Here is a 19,912-nt window from a genome sequence, read left to right on the forward strand (position 1 = left end):
AGCACCTTGCATGATGCAAGATGCGTACGTGAACAAGCCTCCGTCCCGTGCCACGTGGGATATGGAACTACTGTAGCAGGTCCTCGTTGAAGCTGGCGCCAATGGCGTCGCACACTTCCCGCAGCTGCGCAGACGTGACCAAATGATCGGGAACCCTGCCCCCATTCGCGGCGCGGGCCTTCAGGTAAATGCTTGCTGCCTTTTCGATAGTGTGGGTAAGGCCGAACGTCTCGTCGAAATCGGGCCCCGTTGCGATAAGGCCATGCTGCGACCACACGACCGCCGCATGCTTGGCAATCTTCTGCGCGGTTTGCTCGGCCAGCTCGCGACCGCCAGGCAGCATCCACGGAAGCACGCCCACTCCCTGCGGGGTAAGCATGACGACTTCGGTCATGGCACCCCACAACGCACGGTTCCATTCGGCTTCGCTCGCATTCAGAATGAGGCTGAGCGCGATCACGCTCTGGCAATGGGCGTGATACACCACTCGGCTGTCGCCGTCGGCATCGCGAATGAGTGCAGCATGCGCAAGCAAATGCCCCAAAAATTCGCTGGTAGGACGCGCATTGCGCAAGCCCCATACGCGGCGCCACGCAGAACCGGACTCGTCGATTTCCACAATGCCGCAGTTCAGCGTAGGGTCAATGCTCACCTTGCGCATAGGAGAGCCCGCTGCCGTTACCAAGAAGAGCGCATTGGCGATATCGGGCTCCTTGCGGCCGATGCCCACCCAATCGTGGCCTTCGCCCGACACCTTCAAGTACGGCATGACCACGCGGATGTCTTCCTCGTCCAGGCGATAGGAAAGGTTGCCACCGTTGCTTTCGTGCCAGCCTTCTACCCAGCCATCATCGCACATGCGGATGAAGCGCCTCATGCAGTTAGCCTGTTCGATACCCATGACAGCCCCTCTCTCTAGCGGTTGAGTTGCCTTTATTCTATCGCAGTTCACGCGAATTACGGCAGGCTCCCCGTAGCAAAAAGGCCGGGCACTATGCGCATGCACCATGCTCGGCCCCACAGGCGAAATCAGCAAGCCTACGCCTCGGAATCGGGCTCCAGCTCACGGGCGCGCTGAAGCGTCTGGGCGTAATCCGCCTGGAACGCACGCAGGCGCTCGGTTTCCTTCTCGAGCTCCCCAGCAGGCATAACAGCCTCGCGCGCAGCATCCACCGAGGCGAAGCCACCCGCTTCCAGGGCCGCGGCCAACTTGCGTTCCGCATCCTCGCGTGCGCCCTTGCGAATGGCCAGCATGTTGCCACACTGAAGGGCCGCCTCACGTGCAGCACGTTCGGCTTCGGCGTCGCCCTTGGCAAGCGCCTCCTCGCGTTCGGCCATATAGCCGTCTACGTAGGACTTGATCTGCGCTTCCTGGTTCACCTGGCCCACACGATGCGCATCAGCTTCCATGACCGCCTGCGCAGCCCGAGCCGCATCCAGGCGCGTGCCCAGGACCTCCATTTCGGTAATCTGGTCCATGAGCCCCTGAAGATGGGCGAATACCACATCGGCTTCTTCCATGAGCACCCCTTCCTGGGCAAAAGAAAAGGGAGGTGGGGCGCGAACCCCACCTCCCGGTAATGGTTAGTGGCTATGCCTTTACCTTATCGTACACGCCAGCAAGCTGCTCGCCAAGGCACTTGCCTTCGACCAGGCAGCGGCCGTGGCTGTTGCCCTGTACGTTGATCGGGTAGTCGTAGGCGTAGATGTCGCCTGCGCAGTTACCGATGGCATACAGGCCGGGGATGGGCTCGTCGTCGGCGGTCAGAACCTCGAAGTCGTCGGAGATGTGGATGCCACCCACAACGGCCAGCAGGCCAACGCCCAGCTTGGTTGCGTAGAAGGGACCCTGCTTGATGGGATACAGGAAGTGCGATTCCTTGTAGAAGTCGGTGTCTTCGCCGGCTTCGCACATCTTGTTGTAGCGATCGATGGTCTCCTTGGCCTCGGTCACGTCCACATCGAGCTGCTTCAGCAGGTCCTCGATCGTGTCAGCGGTCTTGTAGTAGTCGGGCGTCTGCGTAACGCCATTCTTGACCGTCTCGGCGTTCTTGGCGGAAGCATCGGCGTAGGTAGTGCCCACAGCGCGGAAGCTATCCCAGAACATGCCGCCGCCATACTGCAGCGAATCGGTGTTGTCGGCTTCGAAGTTGGCATCGAAGATGGACCAGCAGTGGTCATCGCCGCCGTTCACCATGGTGCCTACGCACTTGCCCTGCACCCAGGTGGCCTCGTTCATGAAGCGCTTGCCCTTGGGGTTGATGAACAGGAACGGGCCGGAGTACATAGCAGCAGCCTGAGGATGCATCATCAGAGGCCAGGGGCCATCCTGGAATGCAGCGCCAGCCCAGGCAGCCATGTTGTGACCGTCGCCCACGTTGCCCTTGTCGGAGCAGAGACGCGTCATAACCTTCTTGGCGATGGGAGCGTACTCCTCGAGGTATTCGTCGTTGTAGCTTACGTCGCCCGTAGCCAGAACCACGCCTTCGCTGGCGTTGTACTGCACGTAGCCTTCCTTGGTCTTGCAGATGGCGCCGGTTACCTTACCGGAATCGTCCTGCACCAGCTGAACCGCGGGGCTCTCGTATACGAACTCGCAGTTGCCCGTGGCCAGAGCCTCGGACTCGAACATGTACTCAACGAAGTCGGCCATGGTGTGCTGCTCGAAGATGGGGCCGCCCATGATCATGTGGTAGCAGTCGATCTCGGGGTGAACCGTGCTGCGGGAACCAACGGTAACCATGCACTTGGCACCATTCTTCTCGGCCAGGTCCAGGAACCAGTTCATGCAGCGTTCGCTCTCACGGAACCACTTGCCAACCAGGGACTCACGGCAACGGTTGCCGCACGTGGAAACCCAGCGCTCCATCTCGACGGGCTTGTCGAAGCTGATGCCCATCTGATCGAGCACCCTCGAGCCCACGGCACCCGTACCGCCAACGCCATGGCCATTCAGCATGGCGTCCTTTTCCACCAGCACGACCTTCGCGCCATTTTCCGCAGCGGAAAGCGCACAGCAGGTGCCGGAATAGCCGCCGCCGATGACGAGCACTTCGGTGTCAACGGTCTTGGCGATATCGGTGATGGGATCGGGCTTCACTTCCCACGTGTGCTGGCCATCGGCCTTGGCAGCCTCTTCCTTCTTGGAAGAAGAGCTGGGGCTGGCACAGCCAAACATGCCCAGAGCCGCGACGCCTGCGGCAGAAAGACCCGCTCCGCGGAGCAGGCTGCGTCGAGAAATGTTCTTCTCAGTCATATTCCCTCCTACAAGGTTCTGGCGTCCCTCCCACGGACGCCGCCTGGCCAAAAAGATAGTTTCAGCACGGGTAACCTGCACCCCTCAAAGTGGGTGAATTGACAAAACCCCTGGTAGAAAGGAAGAGAAACTAGGCAGAAAAGAGCCCAATGAGCTCCTGGCGACTGTGAACGCCAAACTTGCGGTACAGGCTCTTGGTGTGGCTACGCACCGTATTTTCCGAGATATAGAGCTTCTGGGCAGCAGTGGGAACGTTGCAGCCATGCAAATACAGCTCGAGAACGTCGATTTCGCGCTTGCTCACGGCCTCGGCGGGGGCAAGATCATCGATAGCAGCTTCGAGCAATTCGCGCTCGCTTGGCGCGGGCTCGGCCATGGCCTCGTCGGTCAATTCAACCGCGATTGGTTCAGCGGGCGCATCGGGCACGGCGACTGGCGCATTCTGGGCCTGCACGGGTACCCCAACGCTCACGGCGTCAACAGCCTGAGCGCGCTTGCGCGGAGCAAACGAAACGAGCGACATGGCAACGGAAAGCAAGTACGCGCACACGAACAGCGCACCCGCCATGATAGTCATGTCGTACAGAACGTGGCCTTCGGCCGCATAGCCCACGATATCGCCCACCAGCAGCGCCACCAGGGAAAGGCCCACACAGGGTACGTACACCTGGGATGGCTTCAGGTGATTCCTGCTCGCATAGGCCGCGCACGTGATGATGAGCATGAGATTGAGGATCTCGAACCCGAACATCAGGCAACCCGAAAGGAACGGCAGCCATTCGCTGCCCAGCAGCACGGGAAGCAGCAAAACGCCCGTGACCACGGGGAAAATGAACTGATACAGGCGCATGATGTCGAAGCCACGGCCCCAGAACAGCTCCAAGCCCGCGACCAGCAACGCAGCAAACACCATGCCCGTCGTTGCGGCGATCGCGGCCACATCGGAGGCGCCGCCATTCAGATGGCTTACCGCCTTCCACACGAAGCCGACCACGCACACGCAGATGACAGGACGCGCCATGTCGGATGCAAGCATGCCCACGAGTTCCTTCGTGAGGGGTTTTGCCTGGTAGGGCTCGGTTTCGCGCAAGCATAAAGTGAGCGAAGCCGAGGCCGCTAGGGGCAGCACGAGCGTAAGCGCCACAATGCCCGCGATGGCCGGCATGATTGCGATAAGCGCCGAAAGCGCCACGGAGAGAGCGGCGGAAAGAGGAATGCACACAACGGAACGCTCCGTACCAGCGTTAGCGAAGAAATTCTGCCAGGCAACCATGAACATGCCCGAGGCAACGCCCAGCACCACGGAGCCCGCGCACGCCACGGGCATCTGCGCCACGCCCGCGTGCGGCGCAACCCAGCGCAGCACGAGCCCCAGGCACATGGCAGCGCCCAGCGCCCAGACGATACGCCGGTCTACGCGCTCGCGATGACGCCCCATAATGGCCAGAACGGCCAAGGTCGTAATGAGGCACGTCTGCTGAAGCACATTACATATAAATATGGAAGTTGGTTCCACCCGACCGAATGCCTGCGCGGCGGCGGTGGCCACGGCGGCATTTCCAAACGGACCTGTGGAATACAAGGCCCAGAAAAAGGCAAAACCCAGATGATACCAACTCATACCACGTATGAGATTTCCTGCTCTTTGCAGAGACACGCGTTCCTCCCTATTGCCGCATGTTCCGCTGAATTATACCGCTCCCCCGCCTCCTGACAAGCGACGGGAGAGCAACGGTTCAGCCCCTAGCAGCGCCGAAAAGCTAGTCGGCAATCTTGCTCAAGAAGGCCTTCGTACGATTGTGCTGGGGATTCTCGATGACTTCTTCGGGACGACCCTCTTCAACGATGACGCCGCCATCCATGAAGACAATGTGGTCGGCCACGTCGCGGGCAAAGCCCATCTCGTGCGTAACGATGACCATCGTCATGTGACGCGAAGCGAGGTCGCGAATGACGCGCAGAACTTCCTGCGTAAGCTCGGGGTCGAGCGCGCTCGTGGGCTCGTCGAAGAAGAGCACTTCCGGGTTCATGCACAGCGCACGCGCAATGCCCACGCGCTGCTGCTGGCCGCCGGAAAGCTCGCAGGGCACCTTGTTCTCGTTGCCCGCCAGGCCCATGCGCTTGATGAGCTCGCGCGCTTCCTCTTCCACCTCTTCGGGATCGCGCTTCTGCACGCAGATGGGCGCGTCCATGATGTTCTTCAGCACCGTGTAGTGCGGGAACAGGTTGAAGTTCTGGAATACCAGGCCGAAATGCTGGCGTGCCTCGTGCAGGCGCTCCTTGCCGGCATACACGGCGGTGCCGTTCTCGCTATGGGCAACCTCCAGGTCGCCAAACGAGAGGCAGCCGTCATCGAAGCGCTCGAGCAGCGTAGCGCAACGCAGCAGCGTGGACTTGCCGCTGCCCGAAGGGCCGATGATGCTGACCACATGGCCATTGCGCACATCGAGGGAAATATCCTTCAGTACCTCGTTCTTGCCAAAGCTCTTGCGTACGTGCGAAAGGCGCACGACCGTATTGGAATCCGTTTTCACCGCGCGTCCTTTCTAGTCGTGGTAGTAATCGAGCTTCTTTTCGGCTCGATTCATGAGGAATTCGATGATGAGGCAGCATGCCCAGTAAATGAGCGCCGCAATAAGGTACGGCATCATGGAAACCTGGCTGGCGGCAATGGCCTGCGCACGCGTGAACATTTCCATAAGGCCAAGCACGAACGCCAGCGACGTGTCCTTCACCAGCGTGATGACCTCGTTGCCCATGGCAGGAAGAATTCGCTTGATGACCTGCGGGAAAACGATCTTCATGAAGGTCTGCGTACGGGAATAGCCCAATACCTCGGCGGCCTCGTACTGGCCACGGGGAATGGACTGGATGCCACTGCGGTAGATTTCCGCGAAGTAGGCGGCGTAATTCAGGATGAAGCCAATGTCACACGCCCAGAACTTCCAGTCGGAGCCCATCTGCAGGCCAAACAGGTAATACGGCCCGAACATGAGCGCCATGAGCTGCAGCATGAGCGGCGTACCGCGCAGGATGGAGATATAGAAACGCGCGAACCAAGCCAACGGCTTGAAACGGCTCATGCGCGCAAGCGCCACCAGCACGCCCAAGGGCAGGGCTCCTACCAGCGTGACGAGAAAAATCTGCCCCGTAAGCAGCAAGCCACTGCCAAGCAGACCCATCATCGTTGCAAAATCCATTACACACCTCTTATTGAACTCGTCTGAGCAACGGAACATACGCGCCATCAGGTGCGCATGTTCCGGTGTTCAGCACTCCGAAACCGTTAGGAGCAAACCCCGCGAAAACGCAAAGAACCCGCCTGCCAAAGCAGACGGGTTCCCGATTATCGCCTATTTCAAAATCCAGTTGGAATAGTCCAGGCCATATTCCGCATATTTCTCGCACAGGCTCTGGATAGTACCGTCGGCATACATTTCCTTCAGGGTAGCCGTAACCTTGGCAGCGGTCTCCTCGTCGCCCACGGCGAAGCCAACAGCATAGTGCTCGCTAGAAAGAGACTCGCTCAGCTGGGTGTACACGCCATCCTTGGCGGCCATCTGATACTGGGCGATGGAAAGGTCGCAGGCAACGGCGTCGACTGCGCCAGATTCCAGCTGCAGGAAGGCGTTGTTGTAATCACCGATGGTCTGCGGAGCGCCGTCCTTGAAGGTGGCAGCCAAGCTGGCCTGATCGCCCTCGAGCACATCGAGCGCAGCGGAATCGACCTGCGTGAGCACCGTCTTGCCCGACAGGTCGGAAAGGCTCGTGATGCCGCTATCGGCGCGCACCACGACTACCTGCTCGTTGAGCATGTAGGAATCGCTGAAGGCATAGTTGCCCTCGCGGCCTTCCACGGTGAAGCCATTCCAAATGCAATTGATGGCGCCACTGCCCAGCAGGGCGTCCTTGGCGTTCCAGTCGATGGGTTCGGCCTTGAACTCCCAGCCATTGCGGTTGCACACTTCCTTGGCCAGATCCAGATCGAAGCCCGTATAGCTGCCATCGTCGGCGATGAAGCCGTACGGCGGGTAGGCGCTATCGAAGCCCACGACGAGCGTCTTGCTGTTGCTTGAGTTCGAGCCCGAGCAACCTACCAGGGCGAACACAGCCATGCAGGCTGCGAGCGCACATGCGGCAACTGCCGCGATCTTCTTCTTCATGAGTCCCCTCCCCAGGCGCAAAGCGTCCTTTCGGTTCCTATCATGCATCGTTTACGTTCACTTTAGCACGCTAAAGCACCCGAATATTCTATCACAGTAAAGCGCGGGAGAGAGGGTCATGCTGCAGACGAACACAGGTTACGGTGGCGTGCCTGCTTGCGCAGCGTACGCATGCGCGCTGAAAACGCGAAGGCCCCACCGCCGCGAGACGATGGGGCCAAGTGGTCGTACGCTCAGTTCGCTAGTCGTCGTCACTGCCATGCAAAATGGCGTGCTCCATAGCGCGCAGCTCTTCGGGCGTGTTCACATTCACGAAGCAACGGCCACGCGGCTCGGCGTCGAGCACTCGCTTCTGCGGGAACTCGCACACCTTCACCAGGGGGTAGAAGCTCTGCACACGCTTTTCGCCCTGCTCGAGCATCTTTTCGACCGCATCCAGGCAGGTCTTGCGGCGATACACGGCATGCATGGGCTCGAAGCCATGCTTGTTGACGGGCACCACCACGTCGGCGCGCGTCTGGCACAGCTCGAACGCCTCGGCGCTCACCAGGCGCGGCGAGGCAAACACCATATCGCACGCCACAACGGCCACGAACGGGAACGTTGCGGCCTGAAACGCCGTGAGCATACCGGGAAGCGCCCCGCGTTCATCGCGCACGTCGCGCACCAGGCGAATACCGCGTTCGGGATACACGCTATGCAGGAATTCCAGGTTCTCGGGCTCGTTCGTAGTGATGATGAGCTCGTCGGCCACGGGAGACAAGCGCTCCACCAGGCGCATGATGAGCGGACGACCGCAGAAGGGCACCGTCGCCTTGCTGCGCCCCATGCGACTGCTTTCGCCGCCGGCCTGAATGACCACGCTCACGCGATGGCGCGTAAAGCGCTCCTGTAGGAAATCGCAAAGCTCTTGCGTGTCGTTGAGGTCGAACGACGGAATGTCGTACAGCTGAGCCGCCTCGATGGCAGCTGGAATATCGGTGGCAACGGCAACGGTAGCGCTCGTAGGCATCTTGCCGGGATGCACCGCGGAACCAGGAGCAGGCGCTTCCTCGGGAGCGCCCAAGCGCGCGGCACGCGCGGCCTGCACGAAGTCCTCCGTAAGGGGTTCGCCTGCGCGGGCGGCGGCGAGAAACGTTTCCGCCACCTGCTCGTCATGGGGATTGCCGGCTCGCATGACCTCGATGGTGGGCAGGCCGCTCTTGCGATAGCCTTCCACCACTACCAAATCGTGACCAGGCATGCGATGCACGATCTCGTTGCATTCGGCTTCGCCGTCGAACGTGCGGATAGTGGCAATCTGGCCAGGCGAAGAAATCACTACTTCCGTAGCGCCCGCCTGGCGGTGGCGCCACGAGTCCTTGCCGGGGATGTCGATGTCGAACCCGCTATGACCATGGTGCTTCACGCTGCCCACGTCGAGCCCGCGCGCCGTCAGCTCGGCAATGATCTTTTCCACGAGCGTGGTCTTGCCCGAATTGTGACGTCCCACGATAGCCACCGCGGGGCTTTGCAGCATCATGCGCGTTGAATCCATGTATCCTCCCCGAAAATCGTCGCTGATTTGCCAGTATAGCAATCCCGACGTGCAGGAAAAGCGCCGTCGGCAAACGGCTTGAAACCATGCGTTGCACGCGGGCACCCCCTCGATCGCCCGCGTACGCGCGCCTACTTATTCTTGTTCTTGTGATACTTCAGGCTGCGGCGATAGTTCATCATCCCGAAATTGTTCTCCATCTCGGGATATTCCATCTCGGTGCGCTCGGTGCGCCCATTGGCCACGTCCTGCGCAAATACCTCGGTAGAGAGCGTAAGCGCATCGCGCAGGCACACATCTTCGCACGTACGACACTGCACGCAGTAGCCAGGGTAATGCTCGATGCCGAAGCGCTCGTCGTCATCGTCGTCGCCGTTCCACATGCGAATGGCGCCCGTGGGGCAAAACACGGCGCACATGCGGCACCCGGCGCACTTGTCGTGATCGATGACCACCTGGCCAAACATGCGCGACTCAATGAGGTAGTCCTCGGGTTCGCCCAGCTCGTTCAAACTTGATAGCAAACGCTCGCGACGCGGCGGAACGCTATGCGGCAACGTGCCGTCTTCCGTGACGCGACTGAACTTAGGCTCCTCGGGAGGCTTCACGCCCAGCGTGCTCTCGAGTGCAAAATCGGCGGTGACCACCGCAGCCTCACGCGCACTACCACGCATACCGCGGAAGAAATCGCGGCGTGCGGCGTCGAATGCAGCGTCGCCCTTACGTGCCGCACGCGGCAACTTCGCGGAAAGCTTCATACGCGCATCGCTGTTCCAGGTTTCCAGCAGCAAGTTCGCATTCGCCTCGACCGCCTGTGCCATAAGGAACCCCGTCGCATGCGGGCACTCCTCGCATTCGCCATGCACGACGCGCACGCGATGCGCCCCCGCGGATGCCAGCACACACACTGCGCTTTCGTCCACATGCCCCACGCAGGGAACGGATACGACCTTCGCAGGCTCGAACAGCCCTTCGGCTTGCTTGAGCATGCGCTCGCAGGCAATGATGACCAAGCGGGGTTCTTCCTCGCCCGCCACTCGAGCCGCCTCGTCCACCGCACCCATGGCAGCAGCGCACTTGTGCAGGAACTCGCCATCAGAAGGTTCGCGGGGCTCCAACGCACCCGTGGGGCATGCCGTGGCGCACGTGCCGCAGCCGATGCACGCATCGGGCTCCACCGAAAGGCTGTTCGTGGAGGGGTCGACGGAGATTGCACCCGTAGTACATACCTCGGCGCACCGACGGCAACGCACGTTGCGATTGCGCACGACCACGCACTTGCGTTCGTGAACCCGAATAGCCGAACCCTCAAGCTTCTGAAGCAGTTCGACGGTATCTGCGATGTTGGGCATACCTTCTCCTTATGCAGCGCGCAGCGTACGCGCATCCGCCCGATCGGTTCGGGCTTTCTCGTCTTGCAGCATTATACGCACAGCCGCTCATGCGGCATCGTCCGCTGCGGACGGTTTCCAAGCCGCAACCAAAATCAAATCGGGCCAGATGCATCTCATGAGCATCTGGCCCGAGTCATGCACACGCCGGCAGTGGGAGGGATGCGCCGGCAGGCGATTAGAAGATGGGTGGCCTACGCCTCTTCGGCTTCAGCTTCCTTCTTCACGACCTTCTTCTTCACGACCTTCTTCTTGGGAGCCTCGGCCTCGATCTTCTCGGGCTCGGACTCTTCCTCGGCCTCTACTGCCTCGGTCTCGGTCTCCTCTTCGCCTTCCTTCATGCCGGAACGCAGGTTCTTGATGGTGCGACCGATGGAGCTACCGAGCTTTGGAAGGTTCTTGGGCCCGAAGATGAGCAGAACGACAACGAGGATGATAACGAGCTCGGGAACGCCAATACCGCCAAATTTCATGAGTGCCTCCTATGGCTTCATTCTTCGCATGTTCGCATGCATTGCTTCTCGTTTTAGGGACCCATTTGCGGGCCCACGCCCCGCATGACAGCCTATTTCGCTGTCATGCACCGCATTTCGGGGTTTGGCGCCCCGTGCGGTCGGCACGTTGAGCAGTATGCCTTATGAGCTGGGTGTTCTTCTATCACGCAAAATAAGGAAATCCGAAAATATCGTCATTTTCTTGTCATGCAAAGTGAGTAGTGGCCCGATTTTCGCCCAAATCGAGCATCTGGTATCATCAAGGCAGCAGGAAACGAGATCGGCGCGGAACCGGTGGCAGTTGCCACCCGCGCAAGAGAGGTTCACGGTCATGACGGAAGCGCAAAAGCCCGCAAACGAGCTCTCCTCGCGGCGCATTGTCGGCTTCGCGTGCAACCAAGGCTTCGTCTTCTTTCTGTTCTACATGGGCCTAAATCGTCCGCTCGATTTGGGGGCCTTTTCCTTCGAACGCGCCGACTTGGCATTCGTGCTTCTCTTCATGGTAGTGGGCTTCGGCGTGCCCCGCGCCCTGCCGCACAAAGCACGCGAAACGGTGCTTGCGCGACCCTTCATGTTCGCGTACGCGGCCATCATGGCAATCGCATCGCTACTGCCCACACTCTTCCCCGACGCACCCCAGGCGCTCGTCGTTGCCGAAGGCGCGCTCGTCGGCATTCCCACTTCGCTATTGCTAACTGGTTGGGGCCGGTCGTTCGGGCGCGTATCCACCCGCACCTCGGTGCCCGAAGTGTTCACCGGCTCGCTTCTGGGCGCCTTCCTCTGCGTGGTGTTCTCGTTCGTCACCACAAGCGAAATGCTCATCGCCATTCGCCTGCTGCCCATTATCAGCGCGCTGTACATCTACGCGTCCGACCCCGGCGATCGCGCGCCCCTGGCCGCCAACGAATCGGTGCGCGAACAGGCGGGCAATCTTACCCTCAAGATTCTCAGCGGCACGCTGCTCTTTGGCATGGCGGCAGGCCTCATGGAAACGTTCGGCACCGATCCGGGCACCGCGGCCAGCCCCCACTACCAGCTCTCCATGGTGCTGTTCGGGGCATTCCTCATCGGGTCCATCTCGTTGCTTACGTCCGATGGATTCGGCAAGGGCGCCGCGCTGAACAAGACGTACCGCCTGGCCGTATTCCTCATGCTGTTCGGCACGCTCATGGTGCCCCTGGCGGAATCGGGCGCAGTGCCCCTGCCGGGCGATGCCGTGGTGCTCGCTGGCTACCTGGGCCTGGAAGCGGTTCTCATTTCGTTGTTCCTGGTCATGGCTAGCATCGAGGGAATCGACGCCTTCGCATCGTTTTCGGTTGGATTCACGGCCCTGTTCGCCGGCGAACTTGCTGGCGTGCTTGTAGCCAACGGCATCGATGCCGCATGGGACACGGGCACCACGCCCTACGTGGTCGTCGTTATCGCCGGCACGCTCGTGCTGCTTTCCTACGTGTTTCTGTTCGGCGAACGCGATTTCTCGGATCTTTCGGAAATCGTTACCGACCGCGACGAATTCAATCTGGTTTGCACGCATATCAGCAACCAGGCCAAGCTCTCGAAGCGCGAAGCCGAAATCCTGCCCTACGCCCTGCATGGCCGCACGAGCGAACGAATCGCCACCGAGCTGGGCATTTCGAAGAGCACCGTCGACACGCACCTGCGGCGCATCTACGGCAAAACGGGCGTGCATAGCCGCCAGGAGCTCATAGACCTGGGTGAGAAGATCGGCAAAAAGCTTTCCTAACGAAAAACGGCCCGCAGATGCGGGCCGTTGCTTTCTGGGTTTCCCCTACGCCATCTGGGCGACGGCGTCTTCGATGAGCGTGCGTATGTCATCCACGCCATCGCCAGAATGCGAGCTGCATGGCACAACCACCACATCACCCGCAACGGCAAGCTGACGGCAAAGCGAAGACACCTGTTGACGACGCTTGTTCGTGCCAAGCTTGTCGGACTTCGTGAAGGCAATCATGAACGGAATCTCGTTCGCCTGCAGGAACTCGATCATCTGCACGTCGAGCGGGCTAGCGTCGTGACGAATGTCCACCAGCAGCACGCAGAGCGCATACTTGCGGTCCTGCGTGAAGTAGCCCTCGATAAGGGGGCGCCAGGCATCCATCTCGGCCTTCGAAACCTTTGCATAGCCGTAGCCCGGAAGGTCGACGAAATCGACGTCGCCCACGTTGAAGAAGTTGATCTGCCTGGTCTTACCCGGCGTTCCACCTACCTTTACCAGGTCTTTCCTGCGAAAGATCTTGTTCATGAGCGAGCTCTTGCCCACGTTGGAACGCCCCACGAACGAGATTTCGGGACGCACCGAAGGCGCCACCTGCTCGGCTTTGGCGTTCGACGTAACAAATTTGGCAAGCTGATAGTTAATAGCCATTGCGTTCTCCTACATTCCGCCGCGCAGGAAGTTTTCCCACCACGAGCGCGAGGCCATGCCGAAATTGCCCAACATGTCGAGCAGCTGATTCTGCTGTTCGGCGGGAAGCGAGCGGAACTCGCGCTGCATGTCTTCCTTGAATGCCTGGGGGTTCGCCTGCGCCTCGCTCAGCATGTCCTGCATCTGCCGGATCGCCTCGGGGTCGAGCCCTTGCGGAGCGCCCGCACCGCCAAACAGCGCAGACATATCGGGCATGCCCTGCTGCGCGCTCTGGCTGGCTGCCTCGGGGCGCGGCAGGTCGAGCTTGTACATGGCTTCCAGCAAATCGTCGAAATGCGGAGGCGTAAGGGACCCGCCACGAGAGCGCATGCTGAATACGCCTTCTTTGAATACGACCGAGAGGCTCCACTTCATGCCGTGGTCGATGGCGGTGTCGGCATATTCCTCTTCCCAGCCGAACACACCTGCCGCGTCGAGCTCGTCCTTGAAACGCTGTGCGGCTTCCTGGCTCATCTCGCGCGTAAAGCGCACGGCAGGAGGATTGCCCACGCCCTGTTCCACCTGCAGTTCGTACAGATTCTCTTCAGTTCGGCGCATACGGAACAGCGAACGCCCGCGCCCCACCTGGACCAGGGTAAACGTAAAACTATCGAAAGGCGGATTCGCCTTCACTTCAGACATTGGTACTCCTTCGTTGTGTTTCGCTAGAAGGATACCAGAAGGTGGCGGCACCATGCGGTACCGCCACCAAGCCGCAATCTAGCGCTGCGGGAAGAAGGCCTCAAGGCGCTTCTCGTCGGAAGGTTTGCCCAGGTAGGAACCAATTACCATGAGCAGGAACGCCACGGTGATGCCAATGACGATTTGATGCAGACCGAAGGGCTTGAACCCGATGGCCATGCACAGGCAGTAGGCGAACGTGCCACCCGCCATGCTAGCGATAGCGCCCGTCTTGTTAGCGCGCTTCCAGAACAGCGCGCCCACGAATACCCAGCAGAACGCCGTCTCCAAACCGCCAAACGCGAACATGTTGATCTTCCAGATCACGCTGGGCGGCACGATGGAGAGCACGAATACCACAACGCCGATGACCAGCGTTACCACCTGACTCGCACGAGCGATGGTGCGGTCAGACGGCTGCTTTTCCGCGCGCTCGCTGTGATGGAGCCACAGGTCCTTCACGATGGCGGAAGAGCTGGCAATGAGCAGGCTCGACACCGTGGAAATGCTGGCTGCGATGGGGCCCACGATGGCGATGCCGGCAAGCCAAGGCGGCAGGCTGCTTACGATGGCCTGCGGAATGATATTGTCGACGCTGCCGCCGTAATCGGCCAGGCTACCAGGCAGAATGCCGGCAGCAAGCACGCCCAGGGCGGTAACGCCAATCATCATGGCGCCAATGATGACGGTGCCCAGGATCATGGCGCGGCGCAGCGACTTCGTATCCTTGTAGCCCATGCAACGCACCACCGACTGCGGCAGGCAGAACGTGAAGATGCCTACGAGCAGCCACTGCGTGAAGTACAGCGAGATGGGCATGTTGCCGCCCGACGTGGGCTCGAGCATTTCCGGATGATTCGAGGCGATGGAGTCCATGATGTTCTCGTAGCCGCCACCTGCGGAAAGAATGCCACCTGCCAACACCACGATGCCAATGAGCATCACAATGCCGCACAGGGCGTCGGTGATGGCCACGCCGCGGAAGCCGCCCACCGTGGTGAACAGGATGACTGCAATGCCGAAGATGCACAGGCCAATGTTGTAGGAATAGCCCGTTACCGCCTCGAACAGCTTGGCGCCGCCCACGAACTGGGCGACCATAGTGGCCGCGAAGAAGACCACGATAATGAGCGCGGCAACGCCCGCAAGCACATTGGACTGATAGCGCTCGCGAATGACGTCCACCACCGTTACCGCTCCAATGCGACGGCTGATGAGAGCCATCTTCTTGCCCATGATGCCGTACAGGATGAACAGCGTGGTCACCTGCACGCCAGCCATGTACACCCAGCCGAAGCCGATGCTCCACGCCTGACCAGGGCCGCCCACGAACGAGCTCACCGAGCCATACGTGGCAATGGTGGTCATGGCAAGCACGAAACCGCCCAGGCTGCGATTGCCGATGAAGTATTCCGAAACGAATCCGCCCGAACTCGTGGCGCGCGCAGCGTGGCGCGCGTAGATCGCCGCCGCAAGGGCAACGAGCAAGAACAGCGAAATGGGCAGCAGACCTGCCAAGACTTCGTTAGTCATGGTGCGCCTCCCCTTCCGCATCGTCGAGCGAGAAGTCGGCGAAGACCTTCTTGCCCAAGAAAACGGCGACGGCAATAGCAAAGAGCCAGGTGCCCACCGTGCCTCCAATGATCCAGATGGGGGTATGGAACAGCTGCACGTCGAGCCCCGAAAGGCCAAAGCCCAGCAGGATCCACACCACGATGGTCGCGAAGAGCGCAACTACCGTCGCTTTCGCCTCCTTGTTTGCCTGGAGTAATTTCTCCCTGTAGGTCATGCGATCCTCTCCTGCATATATGCGCGCTTGCGCCTAACCCCTGCGCAAGCACTGTGACTTGGTGATTGTATCGGCTCGCAACAACGACTACCATTGCTTTGAATGTATGTGGGTAACCCGAAGGAGCAAGCGGTGCATCTGAAGATTCAAAAGCGCAAGGGGCGGCAGTACCTTTCCGTGGTGCAAAACTATCGGGAGAACGGCACCACCAAGACGCGCACCGTGGAAACCATCGGGTACGCCGACGCGTATGAGGGGGATTACGACAATCCTATCGAGCACTTCCGCGCCTACGTTGCAGAGCTGAACGAACGAGAAGCCGAAGGGAACGCAAAGATTGAACTGCGGTTTTCCCGAGACGCCCAAATTGGCGACACCGATGCGCCGGCCATGCGCCTGGGTTCGGCCGTGGCGCTGGGATGCTTGGACGCACTGGGTGTGAAGCAATTCTTCAATGCTCGCTGCAGCCACGAGCACTTCCCGCATGCCGCGGGGCGCATCTTCGAGATGCTCGCCACCGAGCGCATGATGCACGTGGCGTCCAAGCGCGAATCATGGGAGCGCCGAGGAGCATTTCCGCGCACATGCGCATTCTCGTTCGAAAACGTGTACGCCGCACTCGTGTGCTTTGCGCACCACGACGCCCAGCTTACCCGCGCCATGCGCGTGGCCTGCGAAAACATTCGCCCCTACGACCGCTCGTGCGGGTATTTGGCATGCGCGCCCTTTGCCTTTTCGCCTACGACCGATGTGCATCCCGCAGGCCCGGAGAACGACGGCGCAAGCGCAGCGAGTAGCACGCCCCACGAATCTGCGCGCGAGACGCACTGGATGTGCATGCTCATGGATGCCGAGGGGATTCCGCTGGATTACCAGCTGGTGGAGGGCGAGCCCGACGCTAGCGCACTTGCCGAACTGGCAAGTTGGGGGCGACGCGAACACGGACTGCAGCGCGTGGTGGTGATTGCGGGTCGCCTTTCCCATTTGGGGAATGCGATGCTGGAGCTTTCCGCGCAAGGAGACGGATTCGTGTTCTACGAGCCCGTTCACGCAGGAAGCGAGCTGGCGGAATGGGCAAGCACGGCGCATGGCTACGTGCGCAGCGAGAAGGGGACGTACCGCATCAAGTCACGCACGCGCACGGTGAGCGCGGGGGAAGATGGGGCGCTGAACGAGCCGAGCAGCGAAAGCGGCGGGACGCAAAGCCAAAACGACCAGGTAGATGCGGACGGGCACTCGGGCGCAAACGAAAACGCGACCACGAACGACACCGTGAGCACGGCCGGCAAGGCAAGCGCGAGCGACCACGCAGCCCCGGGGGCCAGCCTCACCATCAAGGAAGTGGTACTGCGCAGTCAGGGGTACGCCTGCACCATCACGAGCGAAACGCGCCTGAGCGCCGCGCGCATCTTCAACCTATTCCGCGAGCTCTGGCGCCTTACGGAGCCGTTCCAGGTCATGGAAGCCGACTTCAGCCCCATGCCCTACCCCGTTCCGCACGCCGACCACATTCGCGCGCACTTCCTGGTGTGCTACGCGGCGTTCATGGCGCTGCGTATGCTGCGCTGGCGCACGAACTGGCAATACAACGCTGCGGGCATGGCCGACGCGTTGCTGCACATGGAGGGCATGCACCTGCAGCAGAACTGGTATTTGTTCAACTACCGCACCCCCGTAACCGACCTGATAGAAGAAGTATGCGACATCCCCGTCGCGCGCAGGTTGCGCACCCCCGCCGACGTGCGAAGCGCGATCACGAGCACGCGTGGGGCGTTTGGGTAAGGGACATGGGCCCGCGTACAGCATCTGGCAAGCCCCGCGCGCATCTAGCCAAAGATTGCAGCGGCGTTTCCATTCCCTGTCACTTTGATGGGCTAAAGCGCGTGAGGGATTTACGCACGTAGCGTTCTCCTATAATGGGCGCCAACAAAAAGCGAACACGCGGAAGGAGCCCGCATGGCCAAAGTCAACGCAAATTACGCCAAGCTGCCCGGCAGCTATCTGTTCACCGAAATCGCCCACCGCACGGCGCGCTACATGGAAGAGCACCCCGACGCGAAGATGATCAAGATGGGCATCGGCGACGTCACGCGCCCGCTGGTTCCCGCAGTACTGGAAGCCATGCACGACGCCGTCAACGACATGTCCACCAGCGAGAACTTCCACGGCTACGGCCCCGAGCAGGGCTACGACTTCCTGCGCAACGCCATCGTCGAGAACGACTTCGCCGCCCGCGGCGTCGACATCGCCGCCGACGAGATCTTCGTCTCCGACGGCGCCAAGAGCGACTGCGGCAATATCGGCGACCTGTTCGACGTGGACAACGTGGTTGCCGTATGCGACCCCGTCTACCCCGTGTACGTGGACACTAACGCCATGGCCGGCCGCGCAGGCGACTACGACGAAGCCGCCCAGAACTGGACGAACATCGTCTACATGCCCACCACCGCAGAGAACGGCTTCTGCCCCGCCCTGCCCGAGCGCGACGCCGACATCATCTACCTGTGCTCGCCCAACAACCCCACGGGCACCGTCCTCAACTTCGACCAGCTGAAGGTCTGGGTCGACTACGCCAACGAGCACGACTCGATCATCCTGTTCGACGCCGCATACGAGCGCTTCATCACCGAAGAGAACGTGCCGCACAGCATCTTCGAGGTACCCGGTGCCAAGACCTGCGCCATCGAGTTCCGTTCGTTCTCGAAGACGGCCGGCTTCACCGGCGCACGCTGCGGTTACACCGTGGTGCCGAAGGACCTGGTGCGCGACGGCCAGAGTCTGAACGCCATGTGGAACCGCCGTCAGACCACGAAGTTCAACGGCGCAAGCTACATCATCCAGCGTGGCGCTGCGGCCATCTACACACCCGAAGGCAAGCAGCAAATCGAGGACACGCTCGATTACTACCGCGCGAATGCACGCGTAATCAAGGAAGGCCTGGAGGCCGCTGGCTTCACCGTATTCGGTGCTGTGAACAGCCCGTACGTCTGGTGCAAGACGCCCGAGGGCATGGGCTCCTGGGAGTTCTTCGACCTGCTGCTGACCAAGGCGAACATCATCACCACGCCGGGTGCGGGCTTCGGCCCCTCGGGCGAAGGCTACATCCGTCTTACCGCCTTCGGCGACGCCGAGGCAACCAAGGAAGCCATGCAGCGCATCGCTCAGCTGGAGCTGTAAACGAGCGCCGCAAACAACCCGCAAACGCAACCCCGCCCGCGCCAACCTTCGGCGCGCGCGGGGTTTGTTTTATTCCCGACCGGAAAATAACAAAGAATTAGACAGCCAACGCCCAATCGTCAAGCAGACATTATCAGCAATCGGACACCAACCACCAGCACCCCCATTGCCAACCCACGCGGCACCTGATATACAACCTATACGACGTAATCCGCTCACAAGGGAGGGCACGCCATGGCATTCGACTTCAAGAAGGAATACCGCGACCTATACCAGCCCAAGACGAAACCGACCATTGTCGACGTGCCAAACATGCGCTTCATCGCCATAGAGGGATCGGGCGACCCAAACGAAGAAAACGGCGCATACTCAATTGCCGTGAGAGCGCTCTACGCCGTGGCCTACACGCTGAAAATGAGCTACAAAACCGACCACGTCATCCCCGGCTTCTACGAATACGTCGTCCCGCCGCTGGAGGGTTTCTGGTGGCAGCCCGGCATCGCCGGCGTCGACTACGCCAACAAGTCAACCTTCCATTGGATCTCGGCCATACGCGTACCGGAATTCGTCGATGACACCCAGTTCGCCTGGGCAATCGAAGCCGCCACCGCAAAGAAGAAGCTCAACCTCTCGCATGTGCATCTCATCGACCTAAACGAGGGCACCTGCGTCCAATGCATGCACATTGGCCCCTACGATAACGAACCCGCAACCATCGACCTCATGCACGAGTTCGCAGCATCACAGGGCTACGAACTCGACTTCTCGGACGACCGCAGGCACCACGAGATCTACCTCTCCGACCCAAACAAGGCCAAACCCGAGAAGCTAAAGACCGTCGTGCGCCACCCCGTTTGCAAGGCATAGTCGTAGGGACTTGCCCACCCGGCACGCACGGAAAAGCCCCGCGTGCTGGCCAACACAGGCAACGGGTGCGCCATCCCGCAGCGAGCAACAACGCCCGCAGCGGCTTCCGTCACCGCAAAGACCAAATTGGGC

Annotated in this window: 18 protein-coding genes; 4 read left to right on the top strand and 14 right to left on the bottom strand. The window is 60.6% G+C overall.

Annotated features, from left to right (window positions below; genetic code table 11):
- Nucleotides 1-67: 67 nt before the first annotated feature.
- The 10 genes from rhaD to tatA all read right to left on the bottom strand — a co-directional run bounded on the left by rhaD (nucleotide 68) and on the right by tatA (nucleotide 10,820).
- Nucleotides 68-901: a rhamnulose-1-phosphate aldolase gene (gene rhaD / locus E7002_RS09095; RefSeq protein WP_303728588.1), complete on the bottom strand. Its 834-nt coding sequence runs from the start codon at nucleotides 899-901 to the stop codon at nucleotides 68-70.
- A gap of 137 nt (nucleotides 902-1,038) precedes the next feature.
- Nucleotides 1,039-1,521: a hypothetical protein gene (locus tag E7002_RS09100; protein WP_303728589.1), complete on the bottom strand. Its 483-nt coding sequence runs from the start codon at nucleotides 1,519-1,521 to the stop codon at nucleotides 1,039-1,041.
- A 70-nt stretch (nucleotides 1,522-1,591) separates the two neighbouring features.
- Nucleotides 1,592-3,256, bottom strand: coding sequence for an FAD-dependent oxidoreductase (locus E7002_RS09105; protein WP_303728591.1), 1,665 nt, complete (start codon nucleotides 3,254-3,256; stop codon nucleotides 1,592-1,594).
- 130 nt (nucleotides 3,257-3,386) lie between these two features.
- Nucleotides 3,387-4,877: a response regulator transcription factor gene (locus E7002_RS09110; RefSeq protein ID WP_303728592.1), complete on the bottom strand. Its 1,491-nt coding sequence runs from the start codon at nucleotides 4,875-4,877 to the stop codon at nucleotides 3,387-3,389.
- 139 nt (nucleotides 4,878-5,016) lie between these two features.
- Nucleotides 5,017-5,790: an amino acid ABC transporter ATP-binding protein gene (locus E7002_RS09115; RefSeq protein WP_303728594.1), complete on the bottom strand. Its 774-nt coding sequence runs from the start codon at nucleotides 5,788-5,790 to the stop codon at nucleotides 5,017-5,019.
- Nucleotides 5,791-5,802: 12 nt separating this feature from the next.
- A complete protein-coding gene (locus E7002_RS09120; RefSeq protein ID WP_303728596.1) occupies nucleotides 5,803-6,456 on the bottom strand; it encodes an amino acid ABC transporter permease in 654 nt (217 codons plus the stop codon).
- A gap of 153 nt (nucleotides 6,457-6,609) precedes the next feature.
- Nucleotides 6,610-7,371, bottom strand: coding sequence for a transporter substrate-binding domain-containing protein (locus E7002_RS09125; RefSeq protein ID WP_303728636.1), 762 nt, complete (start codon nucleotides 7,369-7,371; stop codon nucleotides 6,610-6,612).
- A 289-nt stretch (nucleotides 7,372-7,660) separates the two neighbouring features.
- The gene (gene mobB / locus E7002_RS09130; protein WP_303728597.1) at nucleotides 7,661-8,956 is read right to left on the bottom strand and encodes a molybdopterin-guanine dinucleotide biosynthesis protein B; all 1,296 of its coding nucleotides are present in this window, start codon (nucleotides 8,954-8,956) and stop codon (nucleotides 7,661-7,663) included.
- A 131-nt stretch (nucleotides 8,957-9,087) separates the two neighbouring features.
- Nucleotides 9,088-10,308, bottom strand: a complete 1,221-nt coding sequence (locus E7002_RS09135) for a 4Fe-4S binding protein (RefSeq protein ID WP_303728599.1) — start codon at nucleotides 10,306-10,308, stop codon at nucleotides 9,088-9,090.
- Nucleotides 10,309-10,541: 233 nt separating this feature from the next.
- Entirely contained in the window at nucleotides 10,542-10,820 is a 279-nt protein-coding gene (gene tatA, locus E7002_RS09140) for a twin-arginine translocase TatA/TatE family subunit (RefSeq protein ID WP_066663890.1), read from the bottom strand.
- Nucleotides 10,821-11,172: 352 nt separating this feature from the next.
- Here tatA and E7002_RS09145 point away from each other — a divergent pair, with 352 nt between their 5' ends.
- Complete coding sequence (locus E7002_RS09145; protein WP_303728600.1) at nucleotides 11,173-12,585, top strand: helix-turn-helix transcriptional regulator; 1,413 nt, start codon at nucleotides 11,173-11,175, stop codon at nucleotides 12,583-12,585.
- 45 nt (nucleotides 12,586-12,630) lie between these two features.
- On the opposite strand, the gene yihA is transcribed toward E7002_RS09145, so the two are convergent.
- From yihA to E7002_RS09165, 4 genes are all read right to left on the bottom strand, one after another.
- Nucleotides 12,631-13,227 carry a ribosome biogenesis GTP-binding protein YihA/YsxC gene (yihA, locus tag E7002_RS09150; RefSeq protein WP_303728601.1) on the bottom strand — a complete coding sequence of 199 codons (597 nt, stop codon included), beginning with the start codon at nucleotides 13,225-13,227 and terminating at the stop codon, nucleotides 12,631-12,633.
- A gap of 9 nt (nucleotides 13,228-13,236) precedes the next feature.
- Nucleotides 13,237-13,908, bottom strand: coding sequence for a hypothetical protein (locus E7002_RS09155; RefSeq protein WP_303728602.1), 672 nt, complete (start codon nucleotides 13,906-13,908; stop codon nucleotides 13,237-13,239).
- Between the two features lie 78 nt (nucleotides 13,909-13,986).
- Nucleotides 13,987-15,480, bottom strand: a complete 1,494-nt coding sequence (gene panF, locus E7002_RS09160) for a sodium/pantothenate symporter (RefSeq protein ID WP_303728603.1) — start codon at nucleotides 15,478-15,480, stop codon at nucleotides 13,987-13,989.
- Nucleotides 15,473-15,736 (bottom strand): YhdT family protein, encoded by a 264-nt coding sequence (locus E7002_RS09165; protein ID WP_066663911.1) that lies wholly within the window; start codon nucleotides 15,734-15,736, stop codon nucleotides 15,473-15,475. The genes panF and E7002_RS09165 overlap by 8 nt, the downstream gene beginning before the upstream one ends.
- Before the next feature lie 132 nt (nucleotides 15,737-15,868).
- On the opposite strand from E7002_RS09165, the gene E7002_RS09170 reads away from it, so the two are divergent.
- From E7002_RS09170 to E7002_RS09180, 3 genes are all read left to right on the top strand, one after another.
- Entirely contained in the window at nucleotides 15,869-17,518 is a 1,650-nt protein-coding gene (locus tag E7002_RS09170; RefSeq protein ID WP_303728604.1) for a hypothetical protein, read from the top strand.
- A gap of 174 nt (nucleotides 17,519-17,692) precedes the next feature.
- A complete protein-coding gene (locus E7002_RS09175) occupies nucleotides 17,693-18,913 on the top strand; it encodes an LL-diaminopimelate aminotransferase (protein WP_303728605.1) in 1,221 nt (406 codons plus the stop codon).
- Nucleotides 18,914-19,147: 234 nt separating this feature from the next.
- Nucleotides 19,148-19,780: a GyrI-like domain-containing protein gene (locus E7002_RS09180; RefSeq protein ID WP_303728606.1), complete on the top strand. Its 633-nt coding sequence runs from the start codon at nucleotides 19,148-19,150 to the stop codon at nucleotides 19,778-19,780.
- Nucleotides 19,781-19,912: the final 132 nt, after the last annotated feature.

Origin of the sequence: Denitrobacterium detoxificans (genome assembly GCF_015062615.1) — a bacterium.
Classification (GTDB): domain Bacteria; phylum Actinomycetota; class Coriobacteriia; order Coriobacteriales; family Eggerthellaceae; genus Denitrobacterium; species Denitrobacterium detoxificans_A.

Excerpts from the sequence above, each read along its gene's own strand:
- rhaD (WP_303728588.1), bottom strand. The coding sequence starts at position 901 with ATGGGTATCGAACAGGCTAACTGCATGAGGCGCTTCATCCGCATGTGC.
- E7002_RS09100 (WP_303728589.1), bottom strand. The coding sequence starts at position 1,521 with ATGGAAGAAGCCGATGTGGTATTCGCCCATCTTCAGGGGCTCATGGAC.
- E7002_RS09105 (WP_303728591.1), bottom strand. The coding sequence starts at position 3,256 with ATGACTGAGAAGAACATTTCTCGACGCAGCCTGCTCCGCGGAGCGGGT.
- E7002_RS09110 (WP_303728592.1), bottom strand. The coding sequence starts at position 4,877 with ATGAGTTGGTATCATCTGGGTTTTGCCTTTTTCTGGGCCTTGTATTCC.
- E7002_RS09120 (WP_303728596.1), bottom strand. The coding sequence starts at position 6,456 with ATGGATTTTGCAACGATGATGGGTCTGCTTGGCAGTGGCTTGCTGCTT.
- E7002_RS09125 (WP_303728636.1), bottom strand. The coding sequence starts at position 7,371 with ATGGCTGTGTTCGCCCTGGTAGGTTGCTCGGGCTCGAACTCAAGCAAC.
- mobB (WP_303728597.1), bottom strand. The coding sequence starts at position 8,956 with ATGGATTCAACGCGCATGATGCTGCAAAGCCCCGCGGTGGCTATCGTG.
- E7002_RS09135 (WP_303728599.1), bottom strand. The coding sequence starts at position 10,308 with ATGCCCAACATCGCAGATACCGTCGAACTGCTTCAGAAGCTTGAGGGT.
- tatA (WP_066663890.1), bottom strand. The coding sequence starts at position 10,820 with ATGAAATTTGGCGGTATTGGCGTTCCCGAGCTCGTTATCATCCTCGTT.
- E7002_RS09145 (WP_303728600.1), top strand. The coding sequence starts at position 11,173 with ATGACGGAAGCGCAAAAGCCCGCAAACGAGCTCTCCTCGCGGCGCATT.
- yihA (WP_303728601.1), bottom strand. The coding sequence starts at position 13,227 with ATGGCTATTAACTATCAGCTTGCCAAATTTGTTACGTCGAACGCCAAA.
- E7002_RS09155 (WP_303728602.1), bottom strand. The coding sequence starts at position 13,908 with ATGTCTGAAGTGAAGGCGAATCCGCCTTTCGATAGTTTTACGTTTACC.
- panF (WP_303728603.1), bottom strand. The coding sequence starts at position 15,480 with ATGACTAACGAAGTCTTGGCAGGTCTGCTGCCCATTTCGCTGTTCTTG.
- E7002_RS09165 (WP_066663911.1), bottom strand. The coding sequence starts at position 15,736 with ATGACCTACAGGGAGAAATTACTCCAGGCAAACAAGGAGGCGAAAGCG.
- E7002_RS09175 (WP_303728605.1), top strand. The coding sequence starts at position 17,693 with ATGGCCAAAGTCAACGCAAATTACGCCAAGCTGCCCGGCAGCTATCTG.
- E7002_RS09180 (WP_303728606.1), top strand. The coding sequence starts at position 19,148 with ATGGCATTCGACTTCAAGAAGGAATACCGCGACCTATACCAGCCCAAG.